At 60.8% G+C, this 17,575-nt stretch carries 16 protein-coding genes; 8 read left to right on the forward strand and 8 right to left on the reverse strand.

Features of this window, described 5'->3' with window-relative positions; translation table 11 throughout:
• Positions 1–93: 93 nt before the first annotated feature.
• From nadE to PSH57_RS02945, 3 genes are all read right to left on the reverse strand, one after another.
• Complete coding sequence (gene nadE / locus PSH57_RS02935) at positions 94–921, reverse strand: ammonia-dependent NAD(+) synthetase (protein ID WP_305387731.1); 828 nt, start codon at positions 919–921, stop codon at positions 94–96.
• A 23-nt stretch (positions 922–944) separates the two neighbouring features.
• The gene (gene pncB, locus PSH57_RS02940) at positions 945–2,150 is read right to left on the reverse strand and encodes a nicotinate phosphoribosyltransferase (protein WP_305387732.1); all 1,206 of its coding nucleotides are present in this window, start codon (positions 2,148–2,150) and stop codon (positions 945–947) included.
• Positions 2,151–2,393: 243 nt separating this feature from the next.
• On the reverse strand, positions 2,394–3,299 hold the full coding sequence (locus tag PSH57_RS02945; protein ID WP_305387734.1) for a LysR family transcriptional regulator: 906 nt from the start codon (positions 3,297–3,299) through the stop codon (positions 2,394–2,396).
• A gap of 178 nt (positions 3,300–3,477) precedes the next feature.
• On the opposite strand from PSH57_RS02945, the gene amaB reads away from it, so the two are divergent.
• From amaB to PSH57_RS02985, 8 genes are all read left to right on the forward strand, one after another.
• Positions 3,478–4,968: an L-piperidine-6-carboxylate dehydrogenase gene (amaB, locus tag PSH57_RS02950; protein ID WP_305387735.1), complete on the forward strand. Its 1,491-nt coding sequence runs from the start codon at positions 3,478–3,480 to the stop codon at positions 4,966–4,968.
• A gap of 164 nt (positions 4,969–5,132) precedes the next feature.
• Positions 5,133–6,416 carry an L-pipecolate oxidase gene (gene amaA / locus PSH57_RS02955; RefSeq protein ID WP_305387737.1) on the forward strand — a complete coding sequence of 428 codons (1,284 nt, stop codon included), beginning with the start codon at positions 5,133–5,135 and terminating at the stop codon, positions 6,414–6,416.
• A gap of 364 nt (positions 6,417–6,780) precedes the next feature.
• Entirely contained in the window at positions 6,781–7,917 is a 1,137-nt protein-coding gene (locus PSH57_RS02960) for a branched-chain amino acid ABC transporter substrate-binding protein (protein WP_305387738.1), read from the forward strand.
• Positions 7,918–8,087: 170 nt separating this feature from the next.
• Positions 8,088–9,002, forward strand: coding sequence for an ABC transporter permease subunit (locus tag PSH57_RS02965; RefSeq protein WP_256229239.1), 915 nt, complete (start codon positions 8,088–8,090; stop codon positions 9,000–9,002).
• A 2-nt stretch (positions 9,003–9,004) separates the two neighbouring features.
• Positions 9,005–10,285, forward strand: a complete 1,281-nt coding sequence (gene livM / locus PSH57_RS02970; protein ID WP_076382888.1) for a high-affinity branched-chain amino acid ABC transporter permease LivM — start codon at positions 9,005–9,007, stop codon at positions 10,283–10,285.
• Positions 10,282–11,154, forward strand: coding sequence for an ABC transporter ATP-binding protein (locus tag PSH57_RS02975; RefSeq protein ID WP_305387740.1), 873 nt, complete (start codon positions 10,282–10,284; stop codon positions 11,152–11,154). Before livM ends, PSH57_RS02975 begins: the two co-directional genes overlap by 4 nt.
• Positions 11,151–11,867 (forward strand): ABC transporter ATP-binding protein, encoded by a 717-nt coding sequence (locus tag PSH57_RS02980; protein ID WP_076382886.1) that lies wholly within the window; start codon positions 11,151–11,153, stop codon positions 11,865–11,867. The genes PSH57_RS02975 and PSH57_RS02980 overlap by 4 nt, the downstream gene beginning before the upstream one ends.
• 851 nt (positions 11,868–12,718) lie before the next feature.
• The gene (locus PSH57_RS02985; RefSeq protein WP_214913572.1) at positions 12,719–13,483 is read left to right on the forward strand and encodes an SDR family oxidoreductase; all 765 of its coding nucleotides are present in this window, start codon (positions 12,719–12,721) and stop codon (positions 13,481–13,483) included.
• A gap of 158 nt (positions 13,484–13,641) precedes the next feature.
• Here the strand turns inward: PSH57_RS02985 and PSH57_RS02990 are convergent, their stop codons facing one another.
• From PSH57_RS02990 to ureE, 5 genes are all read right to left on the reverse strand, one after another.
• The gene (locus PSH57_RS02990; RefSeq protein ID WP_305387743.1) at positions 13,642–14,772 is read right to left on the reverse strand and encodes an AGE family epimerase/isomerase; all 1,131 of its coding nucleotides are present in this window, start codon (positions 14,770–14,772) and stop codon (positions 13,642–13,644) included.
• A gap of 184 nt (positions 14,773–14,956) precedes the next feature.
• Positions 14,957–15,529 carry a HupE/UreJ family protein gene (locus PSH57_RS02995; protein WP_305387745.1) on the reverse strand — a complete coding sequence of 191 codons (573 nt, stop codon included), beginning with the start codon at positions 15,527–15,529 and terminating at the stop codon, positions 14,957–14,959.
• A gap of 44 nt (positions 15,530–15,573) precedes the next feature.
• Positions 15,574–16,188: an urease accessory protein UreG gene (gene ureG, locus PSH57_RS03000; protein ID WP_077570691.1), complete on the reverse strand. Its 615-nt coding sequence runs from the start codon at positions 16,186–16,188 to the stop codon at positions 15,574–15,576.
• A 9-nt stretch (positions 16,189–16,197) separates the two neighbouring features.
• Positions 16,198–16,872 carry an urease accessory protein UreF gene (locus PSH57_RS03005; protein WP_305387747.1) on the reverse strand — a complete coding sequence of 225 codons (675 nt, stop codon included), beginning with the start codon at positions 16,870–16,872 and terminating at the stop codon, positions 16,198–16,200.
• A complete protein-coding gene (ureE, locus tag PSH57_RS03010) occupies positions 16,869–17,369 on the reverse strand; it encodes an urease accessory protein UreE (protein WP_305387748.1) in 501 nt (166 codons plus the stop codon). The genes PSH57_RS03005 and ureE overlap by 4 nt, the downstream gene beginning before the upstream one ends.
• Positions 17,370–17,575 lie beyond the last annotated feature (206 nt).

Consider the following 17,575-nt stretch of genomic DNA (forward strand, 5'->3'; position numbering starts at 1 on the left):
GAAGGCGGTGGTTCAGGCAATCTCAATGTTGACCGTGCCGACGTCTTCGCGAGCAAGCCCGCTCCCACAAAGGAATTGCGACCATAGCGCCAGTCAAGGGGCGTACGGCATCACCCGCTTGTGCTCGGTCTTGCGATAGGTCTCGCAAATGATTCGGGCGGCTTCTTCGCGCACCGGCAGTCCATGCAGGAACGCATCGATCTCACCATAGGTCACGCCATGGGCGGCTTCGTCGGGCTTGCCGGGCGACAGGTCCTCAAGGTCGGCAGTGGGGACTTTTTCCACCAGCGATTCCGGCGCGCCGAAGTCTCGGGCGATGGCCCGAACCTGATTTTTCACCAGGCCGCTCAACGGGGCCAGGTCACAGGCGCCGTCACCGAACTTGGTGAAGAAACCCATCACCGCTTCGGCCGCATGGTCGGTGCCGATTACCAGGCCTTGCTCGGCGCCGGCGATGGAGTACTGCGCCACCATGCGCATCCGCGCCTTGGTATTGCCCAGCACGAAGTCCCGGGAGCCCGGCGCTTTGCCTTCGAACGCCAACACTTCCTTGGCCAGTGCCTTGACCGCCGGGCCGATGTTGACGGTATGACGCTCGTCCGGCTCGATGAAGTCCACGCAGGCCTGGGCTTCATGTTCGTCGAACTGGGTTTCGTACGGCAGGCGCACGGCGATGAACTTGTAGGCGGCGTTGCCGGTTTTTTCCCGCAGCTCGCGCGCGGCGCGTTGGGCCAGCAGGCCGGCGGTCAGCGAATCGACCCCGCCGCTGATGCCCAGTACGAGGGTCTTGAGTCCGGAGTTGACCAGACATTCCTGGATAAAACTCACCCGACGAGCGACTTCGGCCTTGAGGGCAGCGTCATCGGCGAACGGCGGCTGAACCTTGAGCTGTTCAGCAATCTCACGCTGTACGGCTTGCATGAATTCACTCCTTGCTTGGTGTGTCAAAGGGCGGCAGGTACTTGGAAAACGTGTCGCATGTAGGCGACGAAATTCGGGTCCTTGCAGTGGGTCTTGCCGGGCTCATCTGAAATCTTGGCCACGGGTTGCCCGTCACAGCTGATCATTTTAAGCACGATGCTCATCGGCTCCACACCCGGAATGTCACACGTCAGGTTGGTGCCAATACCGAAGCTGACATTAATGCGACCACGCAGTGCCCGAAAAATCTCCAGGCATTTGGGCAGCGTCAGGCTATCGGAAAACACCAGCGTCTTGCTCATCGGGTCGATACCGAGCTTGTGGTAGTGAGCAATGGCTTTTTCGGCCCAGATGACCGGGTCACCAGAGTCATGGCGCAAACCGTCGAACAGCTTGGCAAAGAACAGATCGAAGTCCTTGAGGAAGGCGTCCATGGTGATGCAATCGGTCAGTGCGATCCCCAGCAGGCCCCGGTACTCACGCACCCAGCAATCGAGGGCGGCGATCTGACTGTCGATCAGCCGCGGGCCCAGTTGCTGATGGGCCATGATCCATTCGTGGGCCATGGTGCCCAGGGGTTTCATGTCCAGTTCCCGGGACAGGTGCACATTACTGGTGCCGACGAAGCGCCCGGGGAAATCGTGCTTGAGCACGTTCACCACTTCTTCCTGAACGCGGTAGGAAAATCGCCGGCGGGTGCCGAAGTCCGCGACCTGCAGTTCGGACAATTCCTCGGCACTGGCGTTGGCGGTCAGCCAGTCGAACTTGCGATACAGCTGCTCGCGCGCCTGCTCCAGAACGATTTCGCGGTAGCGATAGCGGTTGCGTACTTCGCTGACAATGGCCAGCAGCGGCACTTCGAACAGAATCACATGCAACCATGGCCCACGCAGGCGGATAAACAGCTCGCCGTTCTCGATGCCGGTGTGCATGTAGCGCAGATTGAAACGGAACAGGCCCAGAAAACGCAGGAAGTCGGGTTTCAGGAAGCTGATGCGCTCCAGGAAACCCAACTGGTCGGCGCTCAGGCTCAGCTCGGCCAGGCGTTCGATCTGAACACGGATCTCTGCCAGGTATGGCCGCAGATCCTCGCTGTTGCGGCAGCGAAATTCCCATTCGACTTCGACGTTGGGGTAGTTGTGCAGCACCGCCTGCATCATCGTCAGTTTGTAGAAGTCGGTGTCGAGCAGGTTCTGCACGATGCGATCGGCAAACACACTCTCGCTCATAGCGGGAATCTCCAGACAGGCCGCTGCGGCGGGCAGCGGGGTGCAGCGGTTTGTGGTGAAGGGGCTAGTGGCGCATAACCGTGGTGAGTATTGCCAGCGATTTTTTAACGGCGGGTACCCCGCTGGAGTGTCTGGATATGCCCACGGGCCTCATCGCGGGCAAGCCTTGCTCCCACTGGAGAGTGGGCGACTGGCAGCTTTGTACACACCCTGTGGGAGCAAGGCTTGCCCGCGATAGCATTCTCAAGGTGTCATCGAAACCTCGATCTGCTCCAGCATCCACTCCACAAAAAGCCGGACCTTGGGCACTTCCGCCGAATGCTCAGGATAGGCCAGGTAATAGGCATCGGTACTGGGCATCGCATATTGCCAGGGGATCACCAGCTTGCCATCAGCCAGTTCTTCTTCCACCAGAAAACGCGGCAGCAGGGCGACGCCGCAGCCAACCTGGGCGGCCCGGATGCACATGTAGAAAGTTTCGAAGCGCGGCCCGTGGTAGCTGTGTTCGGTGTGATAGCCCTGGCTGTCGAACCAGTCGTGCCAGGCCTGGGGGCGCGAGGCGTTTTGCAGCAGCACCAGATCGGCCAGTTGCGTCGGGTCGGTGAAGGGCTGGGTTGGCAAGCTGCCCGGAGCGCAGACTGCCACGAGCTCTTCACCGAACAGTTTCAGAGATTCGCTGCCGGGCCGTGAGCCCTGGCCGAAATAGAACGCCAGGTCGCTGCGCCCCTGGAGCAAGTCGTCGGCCTCCTGCTCGCTGCACAGGTCCAGATGAATTTTCGGGTGCCGCAGGCGCCAACCTTTGAGCCGTGGGACCAGCCAGCGAGCACCGAAGGTCGGAGGCGTGGAAACCCGTAGGACTTCGGTATCGCCGCCGTAGGAGCGCAGATAGTGGGTGGACATCTCCACCTGAGTGAGGATTTTTCTCACTTCTCCCAAGTACAGTTCCCCGGCCGGCGTCAACTGCAAGCGTCGACGTACGCGGCGAAACAGCAAATGCTGTAGCAGTTCCTCCAACTGGGCGACCTGTTTGCTGACGGCGCTCTGAGTCAGATTCAGCTCTTCGGCGGCGCGAGTGAAGCTCAGGTGTCGGGTCACCGCTTCGAAGCACTGTAGCGCCGTGATCGACGGCAAATAGCGTTTATTGATCATGATGAGGCCTTAATTTCTTGTGGCTCTGCGTATCCGGTCATGGCCAGCATGAATAAACGGAATGATATCTCGCTTAAAGGTCGTTTGTTGGCAAGTCTTGGGCCAGCTACAACTACAGGTCTGATCAGCCGTGATTGTCCGGCTGCCAATTCTTTGTCTTTTGTTTGAGGAATTAACCATGGTTGCTGCATTGCTTGATCGTCTGGGTGTCGAACCGGCCTTGTACCAGAGCGGCACACAACCGGTGCATTCGCCCATTGATGGCAGTCGCATCGGCGCCGTGAACTGGGAAGGCGCTGCAGAGGTCGAGCAGCAGGTCAGCCGCGCCGAGCATGCGTTCGACCTGTGGCGCCAGGTGCCGGCCCCGCGTCGCGGCGAGCTGGTGCGTCAATTCGGCGACCTGTTGCGTGAATACAAGGCCGACCTCGGCGAGCTGGTGTCGTGGGAAGCCGGCAAGATCACCCAGGAAGGCCTGGGTGAAGTGCAAGAGATGATCGACATCTGCGACTTCGCGGTCGGTCTGTCCCGCCAGTTGTACGGCCTGACCATCGCCTCCGAGCGTCCGGGCCACCACATGCGTGAATCCTGGCATCCGCTGGGCGTGGTCGGTGTGATCAGCGCTTTCAACTTCCCGGTGGCGGTCTGGGCCTGGAACACGACGCTGGCTCTGGTGTGCGGCAACGCGGTGATCTGGAAACCCTCGGAAAAGACCCCGCTCACCGCCCTGGCCTGCCAGGCGTTGTTCGAGCGTGTGCTGAAGAACTTCAGTGATGCGCCACCGTACCTCAGTCAAGTGATCATCGGCGGCCGCGATGCCGGTGAAGCGTTGGTGGACGATCCGCGCGTGGCGTTGATCAGCGCCACCGGCAGCACCCGCATGGGCCGTGAAGTGGCGCCGAAAGTCGCCGCGCGCTTTGCCCGCAGCATCCTCGAGCTGGGTGGCAACAATGCGATGATCCTGGCCCCCAGCGCCGATCTGGACATGGCCGTGCGCGCCATCCTGTTCAGCGCCGTCGGCACCGCCGGCCAGCGTTGCACAACGCTGCGTCGCCTGATTGCCCATGAGTCGGTGAAAGAAGAGATCGTCACCCGGCTCAAGGCCGCTTATTCGAAAGTGCGCATCGGCCATCCGTTGGAAGGCAACCTGGTAGGGCCGCTGATCGATAAGCAGAGCTTCCAGGGCATGCAGGATGCGCTGGAGCAGGCGTTAAGCGAAGGCGGCAAGGTATTTGGCGGTAAACGCCAGTTGGAAGACCAGTTCCCGAACGCCTATTACGTATCGCCGGCCATCGTCGAGATGCCGGAGCAGAGCGACGTGGTGCGCCACGAAACCTTCGCGCCGATCCTTTATGTGGTCGGCTACAAGGATTTTGCCCAGGCCCTGCAACTCAATAACGCCGTGCCTCAAGGCCTGTCGTCCTGCATCTTCACCACGGACGTGCGTGAAGCCGAGCAGTTCATGTCGGCGGTGGGCAGCGACTGCGGCATCGCCAACGTCAACATCGGCCCGAGCGGCGCGGAAATCGGCGGCGCGTTCGGCGGCGAGAAAGAGACCGGCGGCGGACGTGAGTCGGGTTCCGATGCATGGCGCGGCTACATGCGTCGCCAGACCAACACCGTGAACTACTCGCTGGAGCTGCCGTTGGCGCAGGGGATTACTTTCGACTGAGAAACCGGATCTTCGACCTATGAAGATCCCCTGTGGGAGCGGGCTTGCTCGCGAAAGCGGACTGTCATTCAACATCAATGTCGACTGGTCTGCCGCCTTCGCGAGCAAGCCCGCTCCCACAATTGAACTGTGCAGTGGTTGGGTTTCATTTCCGGAGTCTGGCAATGCCGTTACGCGAAGAATGTCTGTGGGAAAAACTCACGCCGCAACGACCTGAAAATACTGCGCTGACTGGCGAAATCATGGTGGATGTCTGCGTAATAGGCGCAGGCTTTACCGGTTTGTCGGCGGCGGTGCATTTGCTGGAGCAAGGCAAGCGCGTCGCGGTGCTGGAGGCTCATCGGGCCGGGCATGGTGGGTCGGGGCGCAATGTCGGTTTGGTCAACGCCGGCTTGTGGATCCCGCCGGACGAGATAGAAGCCGGCTTCGGCGAAGCGGTGGGCAGCCAGCTCAATCGCATGCTGGGAGCGGCACCGGCGCTGGTGTTCAGCCTCGTCGATAAATACAACATTGATTGCCAGCTACGGCGCGAAGGCACGCTGCACATGGCCCACAACGCCAGGGGCGAAGCGGATCTGCGCAGTCGTGAAGAACAATGGAAGCGCCGTGGCGCCCCGGTGGAGTTGCTCACCGGCCAGGCATGTGCCCAGGCCACCGGCACCTCGAAAATCGCTGCGGCGTTGCTCGACCGGCGTGCCGGCACGCTCAATCCGATGGCCTACACCAGTGGGCTGGCCAAGGCTGCCAGCGACCTTGGCGGCCAGTTGTTTGATCATTCCCCCGTGACGCGCCTGGAACGCCAGGGCCAGCGCTGGTCGGTGCAAACTGCCCAGGGTTCGGTACTGGCCGAGCAAGTGGTGATCGCCTCCAATGCCTACACCGAAGGTGACTGGACCGAGCTGCGGCGCAATTTCTTCCCCGGTTATTACTACCAGGTCGCCTCCGCTCCGCTGACCGAGGAGGCGGCGCAGCGCATCCTGCCGGGTGGCCAGGGCTCGTGGGACACTCGCCAGGTATTGAGCAGCATTCGTCGGGACAAGGACGGGCGTCTTTTACTGGGTAGCCTGGGTAATGGCAATCGCAAGCCCACCTGGTTCCTCAAGGCGTGGGCCGACCGTGTGCAACAGCACTATTTCCCTTACCTCAAGCCGGTGGAATGGGAATGCACCTGGACCGGTTGTATCGCCTTCACCCCCGATCATCTGATGCGCCTGTTCGAGCCGGCCCCCGGTCTGGTGGCCGTGACGGGGTACAACGGCCGGGGTGTGACAACCGGCACAGTGGTGGGCAAAGCCTTTGCCGACTATCTGTGCCACGGCAACGCCAGCGCGCTGCCAGTTCCCTTCGCTGCCATGCGTCCACTGGCCGGGACAGGCTTGCGCAGTTGTTTGTATGAAGCCGGTTTTTCGCTGTATCACGCCGGCCAGTGCCTGCGGATTGTCATCTGAATGTTGAAAAATGTTGCCGTAGCACTCGTTTTCCACCACAACGTCTAGCCTGTTATGGTGCGGGTTGTAGCAGTTGTGCACCGCCAGTGTGCAGTTAGGTGACGCGGGTTGTTACAGGCGGGTTGCACGTCGTTTCGTGTGATGGTTGCAATGATGGCTCAGGGAGGGTTGTACCCATTTGGTTCTATGGTTGTACCTTGTGCGGTTTAGACGGTTGCACGCCCAATAAAAAAGGGCTCGAAACAGTCGAAATAACAATAAAGCAGCGACTTTTTTCAGAATAAAAAACCGATGGCACGGCGCTTGCTCTGAGCTTTTCAGTGAAGTCGCAGTGCCAACTAAAAAAACCTTGGAGCACCACCTCATGTCCCAGACGTTTTACAAGAAAGGCTTTCTGGCCCTCGCAGTGGCAGCTGCGCTGGGTGTTTCTGCGTTTGCTCAGGCCGACATCAAGATCGGCGTAGCGGGTCCGATGACCGGTGCCAACGCGGCATTTGGCGAGCAGTACATGAAAGGCGCACAGGCTGCGGCCGATGCAGTCAACGAAGCAGGCGGCGTGAACGGCGAGAAAATCAAGTTGGTGGCCGGCGATGACGCCTGCGAACCGAAGCAGGCTGTGGCCGTGGCCAACCGTTTTGTCGACCAGGACAAGGTTCTCGCCGTGGTCGGTCACTTCTGCTCCTCGTCCACCATCCCGGCGTCCGAGGTCTACGGTGATGCTGGCATCATTTCCATCACCCCGGGTTCCACCAACCCGCAGGTCACCGAGCGCGGCCTGAGCGCGATGTTCCGTATGTGCGGTCGTGACGACCAGCAGGGCATCGTTGCCGGCGACTACATCGTTGATGTGCTCAAGGGCAAGAAAGTCGTCGTCCTGCACGACAAGGACACCTATGGCCAGGGCCTGGCGGATGCTACCAAGGCGCAGTTGGCCAAGCGTGGCGTTGAGCCGGTGCTGTACGAAGGCCTGACCCGTGGCGAGAAAGACTTCAGCGCCGTGGTCACCAAGATCCGTGCGGCCGGTGCCGACGTGGTCTACTTCGGCGGTCTGCACCCGGAAGCCGGCCCTCTGGTCCGCCAGTTGCGTGAGCAAGGCCTCAAGGACGTGAAATTCATGTCCGATGACGGCATCGTCACCGACGAACTGGTCACCACCGCTGGCGGCCCGCAATTCGTCGACGGCGTATACATGACCTTCGGCGCCGACCCGCGCCTGCTGCCAGACAGCAAGGCCGTGGTGGACGCGTTCCGTGCCAAGGGCACCGAGCCTGAAGGCTACACCCTGTACGCTTACGCCTCGATCCAGGCCCTGGCTGCCGGTTTCAACGGTGCCGGGAAAAACGACGGCGAAGCCGCGGCTGAATGGCTCAAGGCCAATCCGGTCCAGACCGTGATGGGCAAGAAGGAGTGGGATTCCAAGGGTGACCTGAAAGTCTCCGACTACGTGGTTTACCAGTGGGACAAAGACGGCAAATACCATCAGCTGGAAAAACAGAAGTGACATGAACGGCTGAATCGCCCGGCGTCCCAGGTGCCGGGCGATTTACCCGTGTCCATGCAGTACCTGTCTTTTCTTCCGAGAGCTGCGCGCACATCGTGCAGCGTCGGCGGCTGAACCCCGGTCCGTCGCAGCGGTGTGCTTGCAGTCTCTCAAATGCGTGAGATTGCGTTATGGATGGTATTTTCCTGCAGCAACTGATCAATGGCCTGACCCTCGGGTCGGTCTATGGTCTGATCGCCATCGGCTACACAATGGTCTACGGCATCATCGGCATGATCAACTTCGCCCACGGCGAGGTTTACATGATCTCTGCGTACCTCGCGGCGATCAGTCTGGCTCTGCTGGCCTGGTTCGGTATCGAATCCTTCCCCCTCATGATTCTCGGCACGCTGGTGTTCACCGTGGTGGTGACCGGCGTCTATGGCTGGGTGATCGAACGCGTCGCCTACAAACCCCTGCGTAACTCCACTCGCCTGGCACCGCTGATCAGTGCCATCGGCATCTCGCTGATCCTGCAGAACTATGCCCAGATCAGTCAGGGCGCTCGCCAACAGGGCGTGCCCACGTTGCTCGAAGGCGCCATGCGCGTGGACATCGGCAGCGGCTTCGTCCAGCTCACCTACACCAAGATATTCATCCTGATCGCCGCATTCGCCGGGATGGCCTTGCTGACCTACATCATCAAGTACACCAAGCTCGGCCGCATGTGCCGCGCCACCCAGCAAGACCGCAAGATGGCCTCCATCCTCGGGATCAACACCGACCGGGTGATTTCCTACGTGTTCATCATCGGTGCGGCCATGGCGGCCCTGGCCGGTGTGCTGATCACCATGAACTACGGCACGTTCGACTTCTATGCCGGCTTCATCATCGGCATCAAGGCGTTCACCGCAGCGGTACTCGGCGGCATCGGTTCCCTGCCTGGGGCGATGTTGGGCGGGATCATTCTCGGTATCTCCGAGTCGCTGTTCGCCGGTCTGATCAACTCGGACTACAAAGACGTGTTCAGTTTCTCGCTGCTGGTGCTGATTCTGATTTTCCGTCCCCAAGGCCTGTTGGGTCGCCCACACGTGGCGAAGGTATAAGTATGTCTGCTGCCAATAAACCGATTGATATCAAAAAGAGCGTCATCGACGCGATCCTGGCCGGCCTGATCTCGCTGATCGTGTTCGGGCCGATTGTCGGCGTAGTGCTCGACGGCTACAGCTTCAACCTGCAACCGGCTCGCGTGGGCTGGCTGGTGGCGATCGTGATGGTCGGGCGCTTTGCCTTGAGCCTGTTTCTGCAAACCCCCAAGGGACTGAAGATTCTCCAGGGTTTCGAAAGCACCAGCTCCGGCGTGCATGTGCTGCCCCCGGACTACAAATCGCGTCTGCGCTGGATCATCCCGGCGCTGATCGTGATCGCCATCGTGTTCCCGTTTTTTGCCAACAAATACGTGCTTACGGTGGTCATCCTCGGGCTGATTTATGTATTGCTGGGCCTGGGCCTGAACATCGTGGTCGGCCTGGCCGGGCTGCTCGACCTGGGTTACGTGGCGTTCTATGCCATCGGCGCCTATGGCCTGGCGCTGGGTTACCAATACCTGGGGCTGGGGTTCTGGACGGTGCTGCCGCTGGCGGCGATTGCGGCGGCGATGGCCGGGTGCATATTAGGATTCCCGGTGTTGCGAATGCACGGTGACTACCTGGCCATCGTGACCCTGGGGTTTGGCGAGATCATCCGGCTGGTGCTCAACAACTGGCTATCGTTTACCGGCGGGCCGAACGGCATGCCGGTGCCGTCGCCGACCTTCTTCGGCCTGGAGTTCGGCCGGCGAGCGAAGGAGGGCGGGGTGCCGTTCCACGAGTTCTTCGGCATGGCCTACAACCCTAACGTCAAATTCCTGTTCATCTACATCGTGCTGTTCATCACCGTGCTGCTGGTGCTCTATGTCAAACATCGCCTGACCCGCATGCCGGTCGGTCGCGCCTGGGAAGCCTTGCGCGAAGACGAGATCGCCTGTCGCTCCATGGGCCTGAACCATGTGCTGGTCAAGCTCTCGGCGTTCACCATTGGTGCTTCCACAGCGGGTCTGGCAGGCGTGTTCTTCGCCAGTTACCAGGGCTTCGTCAACCCGTCGTCGTTCACCTTCTTCGAGTCGGCGCTGATTCTGGCGATCGTGGTATTGGGCGGCATGGGGTCGACAGTGGGCGTGGTCATCGCCGCATTTGTCCTCACCGTGGCGCCGGAGTTGCTGCGCAGCTTCTCGGAATACCGGGTGCTGCTGTTCGGCGTGCTGATGGTGTTGATGATGATCTGGCGCCCTCGCGGCCTGATTCGCATCAGTCGTACCGGGGTGACGCCGCGTAAGGGAGTAGCGCCATGAGCGAAGTAGTGCTTAGCGTTGAAAATCTGATGATGCAGTTTGGTGGGATCAAGGCCCTCAGCGACGTCAGCCTGCAAGTCAAGCGCAACTCGATCTTCGCCCTGATCGGCCCCAACGGTGCGGGCAAGACCACGGTGTTCAACTGCCTGACCGGTTTCTACAAGGCCACAGGCGGCAAAATCGAGCTCAACGTGCGCGGCGAACGGACCGATGTCATCAAACTGTTGGGCGAACCGTTTCGTCCCACCGACTTCGTGTCCCCCAAAACCTTCGCCAGCCGGGTGTTCTACAAGATGTTCGGCGGCACCCACCTGGTGAACCGCGCAGGTCTGGCGCGGACCTTCCAGAACATTCGCTTGTTCAAGGAAATGTCCGTGCTGGAGAACCTGTTAGTGGCCCAGCACATGTGGGTCAATCGAAGTCTGGTGGCGGGCGTGCTCAACACCAAGGGGTACCGTCAGGCAGAAAGCGATGCCCTGGACCATGCCTTTTACTGGCTGGAAGTGGTGAACCTGGTGGATTGCGCGAACCGGCTGGCGGGTGAGCTTTCCTACGGCCAGCAACGGCGCCTGGAAATTGCCCGTGCCATGTGCACTCGTCCGCAGATCATCTGCCTCGACGAACCGGCCGCCGGCCTCAACCCTCAGGAAACCGAAGCGCTGAGCGCGATGATCCGGCTGCTGCGCGACGAGCACGATCTGACCGTGGTGCTGATCGAACACGACATGGGCATGGTAATGAGCATTTCCGACCACATCGTGGTGCTGGACCACGGCAACGTGATCGCCGAGGGCGGTCCCGAGGCGATTCGCAACGATCCGAAGGTGATCGCGGCCTACCTGGGTGCCGATGAAGAGGAGCTGGTATGAGTGGACCTATCCTCGAACTCAAGGAGCTGGACGTATTCTACGGGCCGATCCAGGCCCTGAAAAAAGTCTCGATGCACATTGGGGAAGGCGAAACCGTCAGCCTGATTGGCTCCAACGGTGCCGGCAAGTCCACGTTGCTGATGTCGATCTTCGGCCAGCCGCGGGCGGCGAGTGGGCAGATTATCTATCAGGGCGTGGACATCACGCATAAATCGTCCCACTACATTGCTTCCAACGGCATCGCCCAATCGCCGGAAGGGCGGCGGGTATTCCCTGACATGACGGTTGAGGAAAACCTGTTGATGGGCACCATTCCCATCGGTGACAAGCACGCCAGCGAGGACATGCAGCGCATGTTCGAGCTGTTTCCGCGACTCAAGGAGCGGCGCAACCAGCGGGCCATGACCATGTCCGGCGGCGAGCAGCAGATGCTCGCCATCGCCCGGGCGCTGATGAGCCGGCCCAAGTTGTTGCTGCTCGATGAACCCAGCCTGGGGCTGGCGCCGATCGTGGTGAAACAGATTTTCGCCACTTTGCGTGAACTGGCGTCCACTGGCATGACGATCTTTCTGGTGGAGCAGAACGCCAATCATGCCCTCAGGCTGTCGGACCGGGCCTATGTAATGGTCAACGGTGAAATCCGCCTGACCGGCACAGGCAAGGAACTGCTGGTCAATGAAGAGGTGCGCAACGCGTATCTGGGCGGGCATTGACACGAACCAGCCATGAAAAAACCGGCGAGAGATCGCCGGTTTTTTTATCTCCTGTGCCCGCCACAGATCCCCTGTGGGAGCGGGCTTGCTCGCGAAGGCGGTAGATCAGACATATTGATGTCGACTGACACGCCGCTTTCGCGAGCAAGCCCGCTCCCACATGAAGATTTTCGGGTGTCGGTGGCAATTGTGGACAACAATCCTGAGCCCCTGCGAAACCGCGACATAAAGTCGCCGCAAACAGTTGTTTTGTCACGGTTTTGACTTGTCCCCGTTTGCTGTGGAACCGGCTGTGGGTAACGTGGGAGTAGCTGGCTGTAAGCCTCTAGATACGTGGCTTTCAAGCCTGTGGTTGTTTTTTGATCAGGGTTTTTTGGTCAAGCGCGAGCGATGGTTGTCAACACTTTTATGAGTACCGCAAAAGGTTTGAAAATCTGTGCGCAAGCCTGTGGATAAGTCTGTGATTAAACTCTGGAAAGACCGCGCTGAGGGCCGAGTTTACTGGCTTGAAGCCATCGTTGTTTTTACCATCGGCTTATAGCAGATAAGTCGATCTGCACAACCGGCATTCCAGGGTCAAGGGAAAAAATTTTCCAAACCCTTCGCAAAGCCTTATGCACAGCGGCTTGTAGAATTTGCACTTGCCCCCGATTGCTGTGGACCTGCCTGTGGATAAGGTGCGGGCAACCGGCTGTGGCCCTTGTTTCATAAGGCCTGGAGCCGTTTGGTTGTTTTATGAGCAATCTTTGGGTGGAACCTCGTCTCCAGAAGTCTTGCCCCTACCGTGCCAGGCCGGGCATGCTGGGGGTCGATTTCCATCCATTGGCTGTTTGAGCCCCAAGGAGAACACGATGTCCAACACCCTGTTTATTACCGGCGCAACGTCCGGTTTCGGTGAAGCCTGTGCCCGTCGTTTTGCCGAGGCAGGCTGGAAACTGGTGCTGACCGGTCGTCGTGAAGAACGCCTCAATGCCCTGTGTGCCGAGCTGTCGAAGCAGACCGAAGTGCATGGTCTGGTGCTTGACGTGCGTGATCGCAAAGCCATGGAAGAGGCCATCGCCAACCTGCCGCCGTCCTTCGCCAAGTTGCGGGGGTTGATCAACAACGCTGGCCTGGCCCTGGGCGTTGATCCTGCGCCCAAGTGCGACCTTGATGACTGGGACACGATGGTCGATACCAACGTGAAAGGCTTGATCTACAGCACCCGTCTGCTGTTGCCGCGGCTGATCGCCCATGGCCGTGGTGCCGGGATCGTCAACCTGGGATCCATCGCCGGCAACTATCCATACCCTGGCAGCCACGTGTACGGGGCGAGTAAGGCGTTCGTCAAACAGTTCTCCCTGAACCTGCGTTGCGATCTGCAAGGTACAGGCGTGCGGGTGAGCAACATCGAGCCAGGCCTGTGCGAGAGCGAGTTTTCCCTGGTGCGCTTTGCCGGTGATCAGGAGCGCTACAACGCGACCTATGCCGGGGCTGAGCCGATCCAGCCGCAGGATATCGCCGACACCATTTTCTGGGTGCTCAACACACCGGCCCACATCAACATCAACAGCCTGGAGCTGATGCCGGTGAGCCAAACTTGGGCCGGGTTTGCCATCGAGCGCAACAAGGCGTAAGACCGCGTTATCGTTCATCGCGGGCAAGCCTTGCTCCCACAGAGTTGAATCATCTATGGGGGACAAGCCTTGCTCCCACAGAGTTGACTCATCCATGGGGGACAAGGTCGGTCAAATCCCTGTGGGAGCAAGGCTTGCCCGCGACAGCGATTTACCGGTCAGCCCAGATAATCAGCCAACCCGCGATAGCAGGTCAGCAGGTGATACGGCGTGGTGGAGGGCATGTCCTGGCGGCTGACAGTGCCGTCAGCGTCCAGGCATTCATGCCAGCCTTCGGGGTGCAGGAAGTGTTGCTGCAACGCCTGCAACTGGCGCAGCAACGTCTGGCTTTCGGGGCGCAGGGTCAACGCGCGCAGATACTCGGCCTGGGCCCAGATGCGCTGGGTGGCGTCCCGCGGCGCAACCTGTGCTCCCAGGCTCAGCATGGCGCACACCGCGCCGGATTGCGGGCTCACGCCCTGCTGTTCGGTACGGCTGAAGCTGCTCTCAAGGGCTGTGTGCAGCTTGCTGCCGCGCAACATGGGCGATGAGGCCAGCAAGTAATACCACTCGAACTGATGGCCTGGCTCAAACCAGTTATCCACAGCCTTCACCGGTTTCTCCATCATGACGCGCTGCTGCGGGTCAATGAAGTGCTTGAACATGGCATCGCACAGGGCCAGCAATGCCTGACGCACGTTGACGTCGTCGCGAACCGAGAGGGTGGCGAGGAAGGCTTCGGCCAGGTGCATCAGCGGGTTTTGCAACGGGCCGGACTCGCGTGTCGACCAATCGCGTCCCAGGCTGGCCTCGTAAAGACCGTCTCCGGTCGCAAAGCGCCGGGTGATGACTTCCAGGGCTGCGTTGAGCACCGACTCCACCAGCGGTTCGCGAACCTTGCTCCAGTAATGGGCGCAGGCAAACAGGATGAAAGCGTGGGTGTAGAGATCTTTGCCGGTGTCCAGCGGTACACCTTGGGGGTCAATGCTGTAGAACCAGCCGCCATGTTCGCCATCATGGAAGTGCCGCTGCAGCGAGCGGAACAGTGCGCCAGCCCGTTCTTCGGCCTGTGGTACTTCGCCGATCAGGCTGGCGAACACATACAACTGCCGCGCACAGGCCATGGCCCGGTAGCGCTGGGGCGCGAGCGGCTTGTGCCGGGTATCGAGAGATTCATAGGGCAGCGCCAGCTCGGCATTCCATCCCGGGCCTTGCCACATCGGCACGATCACGTCGTGAAAGTGCTGGCGTACCGTGGCGAACAGGGCAGTCAGTTCAGGCGCAGGAGCGGGGCGGGAAGCATCGGGCATTGGCGGACGTCGTCACGGCTGGAGGGTGATTGCGCGACATGGTAGCAGAGTGGCAAGTTCGAGAGAGGCGGGGCCCTCCAGTCCGTCATCGCGAGCAGGCTCGCTCCCACAGTTGATCGGTGTACACCGTACCTGCGTGGGAGCGGGCTTGCTCGCGAAGGGGCCCTTGACGGCGCCGATGAAATCAACCCGCCAACAACCACACCCCAGCCGCCGCCGAACCTGCTCCGGCCAGACGCACCAGTGGCGCGGCCGCTCGCGGCAAGACGCGAACCACGGCGTAGCCAGCGCCATGCAACGCCGCCGTCGCCGCGACAAAACCGGCCGCGTAAGCCCAGGGACTGGTCATGTCCGGCAGTTCCAGACCATGGGCCACGCCATGGAACAGCGCAAACACCGCCGTCGCGCCAATCGCCAGGCTCAGCGGCGGGCGCACCGCCAGCGCCACTGCCAGGCCCAAGGCCAGCACCGAGGCGGCAATTGCGCTTTCCAGTGCGGGCAGGTCCAGGCCTTCAAAGCCGAGCAAACCGCCGATCAGCATGCTGGCGACGAAGGTGCACGGCAGCGCCCAGCGCGCCGCGCCTTGTTGTTGGGCGGCCCACAAGCCGACCGCCAACATCGCCAGCAGATGATCGAGCCCGCCGATGGGGTGACCGAGGCCGGCCATCAGGCCGTTATCGCCGTGGCCGGGGTGGGCGAAGGCCAAGGCCGGAGTCAGCAACAGGGCGAGGGCGCCAAGCAGGCGTTTGAATGTCATGGATAAGCTTCCTTGTTGAAGGTGTGAACAGTTGAAGTTGAAAGTCAGGCGGCGGTCAGCAAGCCCTGGCGTTCGATGAAGGCGATGATCTGCTCCAGGCCCTGGCCGGTTTTCTGGTTGCTGAACACGAACGGCTTGCCGTTGCGCATCCGTTGGGTGTCGCTGTCCATCATTTCCAGGGACGCTCCCACCAGTGGCGCCAGGTCGATCTTGTTGATCACCAGCAGGTCGGATTTACAGATGCCCGGCCCGCCTTTGCGCGGCAGCTTGTCGCCGGCCGAGACATCGATCACGTAAATGGTCAGGTCCGACAGCTCCGGGCTGAAGGTCGCCGAAAGGTTGTCGCCACCCGATTCCACCAGGATCAGATCCAGCCCCGGAAACCGCCGGTTCAATTGATCCACGGCCTCAAGGTTGATCGAGGCGTCTTCGCGAATCGCCGTGTGCGGGCAACCGCCGGTTTCCACACCGATGATCCGCTCTGGCGCCAGGGCTTCGTTGCGCACCAGAAAGTCGGCATCTTCGCGGGTGTAGATGTCGTTGGTGACCACCGCCAGGTTGTAGCGTTCACGTAGAGCCAGGCACAGGGCCAGGGTCAGTGCGGTTTTGCCGGAACCCACCGGGCCGCCGATACCGACGCGCAGAGGTTGTGTGTTCATGAGGGTCTCCTAGGAACGGAACAGGCGGCTGTACTGGCGCTCATGGGCCATGCTCGCCAGGGACAGGCCAAACGCGGCGCTGCCGTAGTGGTCGGGATCGATGTTTGAGGCGTCGTGCTGGGCCTGTTGCAGCAGCGGCAGCAGTTCGCTGGTCAGGCGCTGGGCGGCTTGCTGGCCCAGGGGCAGGGTCTTCATCAGCACCGCCAACTGGTTTTCCAGCCAACTCCATAACCAGGCAGCAAGAGCGTCCTGAGGGCTGATGTGCCAGGCACGGGCGGCCAAGGCCCAGCCCAGGGCCAGGTGCGGTTCGGTACGTTGTTCAAAAAAACTCCGTGCCGCGGTATCGAGTTCTGGCAGGCCGCCCAACAACTGCTGCAACGAATAGCCCATCTGCCGACTTTCCTGATGCAGCTCACGGGTTTCCCGGCTGGCGCGGTGTTCTTCGCAGTGTTGCCGCAAGGTGTCCCAGTCGTCGGCCGCGGCGGCGGTGCAGTGGGCCAGCAGCAAAGGCGCCTCGAAGCGTGCCAGGTTCAACAGCAACTGATCGCTGATCCAGCGACGGGCCTCGTCGCAGGTTTTGATCTGGCCGTTATCCACCGCCATCTCCAGTCCCTGGGAATAGCTGTAACCGCCGATCGGCAATTGCGGGCTGGCCAGACGCAGCAGCGCCCACGCCGGATTCATGTGCGTACGCCGAACTGATGCAGGCGTGGCGCGTAGTTGAAATCTTCGTCGCCGTGTCGGGAGTGATGATGGCCGCCGCCATACGCGCCGTGTTCCGGTTGGAACGGCGCCTCAATGTTTTCGGCGCTGGCACCCAGTTGTTCGAGCATCGCCTTGAGCACGTAGTCGTCCAGCAGGCGCAGCCAGCCATCGCCCACTTGCAGGGCAACATGGCGATTGCCCAGGTGATAGGCCGCACGGGTCAGTTCAAATGCATTGGCGCAGGTGACATGCAGCAATTGTTCGGGGAGGGCGCAGACGCGCACGATGCGCCCGTCTTCAGCTTGCAGGCATTCGCCATCGTAGAGCGGCGGCTGGCCTCGCTCCAAAAACAGACCCACGTCCTCACCTTCGGCACTGAAACAGCGCAGACGGCTTTTGCTGCGGGCCTCGAAGGTCAGGTGCAGCTCGGCGTCCCAGCGGGGTTGAGTGTCGATTCTGCGATGAATCACCAGCATCGGAAGGCTTCCAGCAATGAACGGTGCTGTGTTTAGAGCAAGGGGCTTGCCAATAGAAGGAGATGTAGGAAATAGCTGGGGTGGCGTTTCAGGATGGTTCGGATTGCGTGCCGTTATGGTGCGCTTGCTGGTGTCGCGCACCATTTTGCAGCTTGCGCGAAATACTGTGGGAGCGCGCCGCTCGCGATTGCGGTGCATCGGTGGAA

The sequence above is a fragment of the Pseudomonas hefeiensis genome, assembly GCF_030687835.1.
In the GTDB taxonomy this organism is placed as follows: Bacteria; Pseudomonadota; Gammaproteobacteria; order Pseudomonadales; family Pseudomonadaceae; genus Aquipseudomonas; species Aquipseudomonas hefeiensis.

What these genes read in the sequence shown, in the direction of transcription:
- nadE (WP_305387731.1), bottom strand. Translation starts at nt 921, where the DNA reads ATGCAAGCCGTACAGCGTGAGATTGCTGAACAGCTCAAGGTTCAGCCG.
- pncB (WP_305387732.1), bottom strand. Translation starts at nt 2,150, where the DNA reads ATGAGCGAGAGTGTGTTTGCCGATCGCATCGTGCAGAACCTGCTCGAC.
- PSH57_RS02945 (WP_305387734.1), bottom strand. Translation starts at nt 3,299, where the DNA reads ATGATCAATAAACGCTATTTGCCGTCGATCACGGCGCTACAGTGCTTC.
- amaB (WP_305387735.1), top strand. Translation starts at nt 3,478, where the DNA reads ATGGTTGCTGCATTGCTTGATCGTCTGGGTGTCGAACCGGCCTTGTAC.
- amaA (WP_305387737.1), top strand. Translation starts at nt 5,133, where the DNA reads ATGCCGTTACGCGAAGAATGTCTGTGGGAAAAACTCACGCCGCAACGA.
- PSH57_RS02960 (WP_305387738.1), top strand. Translation starts at nt 6,781, where the DNA reads ATGTCCCAGACGTTTTACAAGAAAGGCTTTCTGGCCCTCGCAGTGGCA.
- PSH57_RS02965 (WP_256229239.1), top strand. Translation starts at nt 8,088, where the DNA reads ATGGATGGTATTTTCCTGCAGCAACTGATCAATGGCCTGACCCTCGGG.
- livM (WP_076382888.1), top strand. Translation starts at nt 9,005, where the DNA reads ATGTCTGCTGCCAATAAACCGATTGATATCAAAAAGAGCGTCATCGAC.
- PSH57_RS02975 (WP_305387740.1), top strand. Translation starts at nt 10,282, where the DNA reads ATGAGCGAAGTAGTGCTTAGCGTTGAAAATCTGATGATGCAGTTTGGT.
- PSH57_RS02980 (WP_076382886.1), top strand. Translation starts at nt 11,151, where the DNA reads ATGAGTGGACCTATCCTCGAACTCAAGGAGCTGGACGTATTCTACGGG.
- PSH57_RS02985 (WP_214913572.1), top strand. Translation starts at nt 12,719, where the DNA reads ATGTCCAACACCCTGTTTATTACCGGCGCAACGTCCGGTTTCGGTGAA.
- PSH57_RS02990 (WP_305387743.1), bottom strand. Translation starts at nt 14,772, where the DNA reads ATGCCCGATGCTTCCCGCCCCGCTCCTGCGCCTGAACTGACTGCCCTG.
- PSH57_RS02995 (WP_305387745.1), bottom strand. Translation starts at nt 15,529, where the DNA reads ATGACATTCAAACGCCTGCTTGGCGCCCTCGCCCTGTTGCTGACTCCG.
- ureG (WP_077570691.1), bottom strand. Translation starts at nt 16,188, where the DNA reads ATGAACACACAACCTCTGCGCGTCGGTATCGGCGGCCCGGTGGGTTCC.
- PSH57_RS03005 (WP_305387747.1), bottom strand. Translation starts at nt 16,872, where the DNA reads ATGAATCCGGCGTGGGCGCTGCTGCGTCTGGCCAGCCCGCAATTGCCG.
- ureE (WP_305387748.1), bottom strand. Translation starts at nt 17,369, where the DNA reads ATGCTGGTGATTCATCGCAGAATCGACACTCAACCCCGCTGGGACGCC.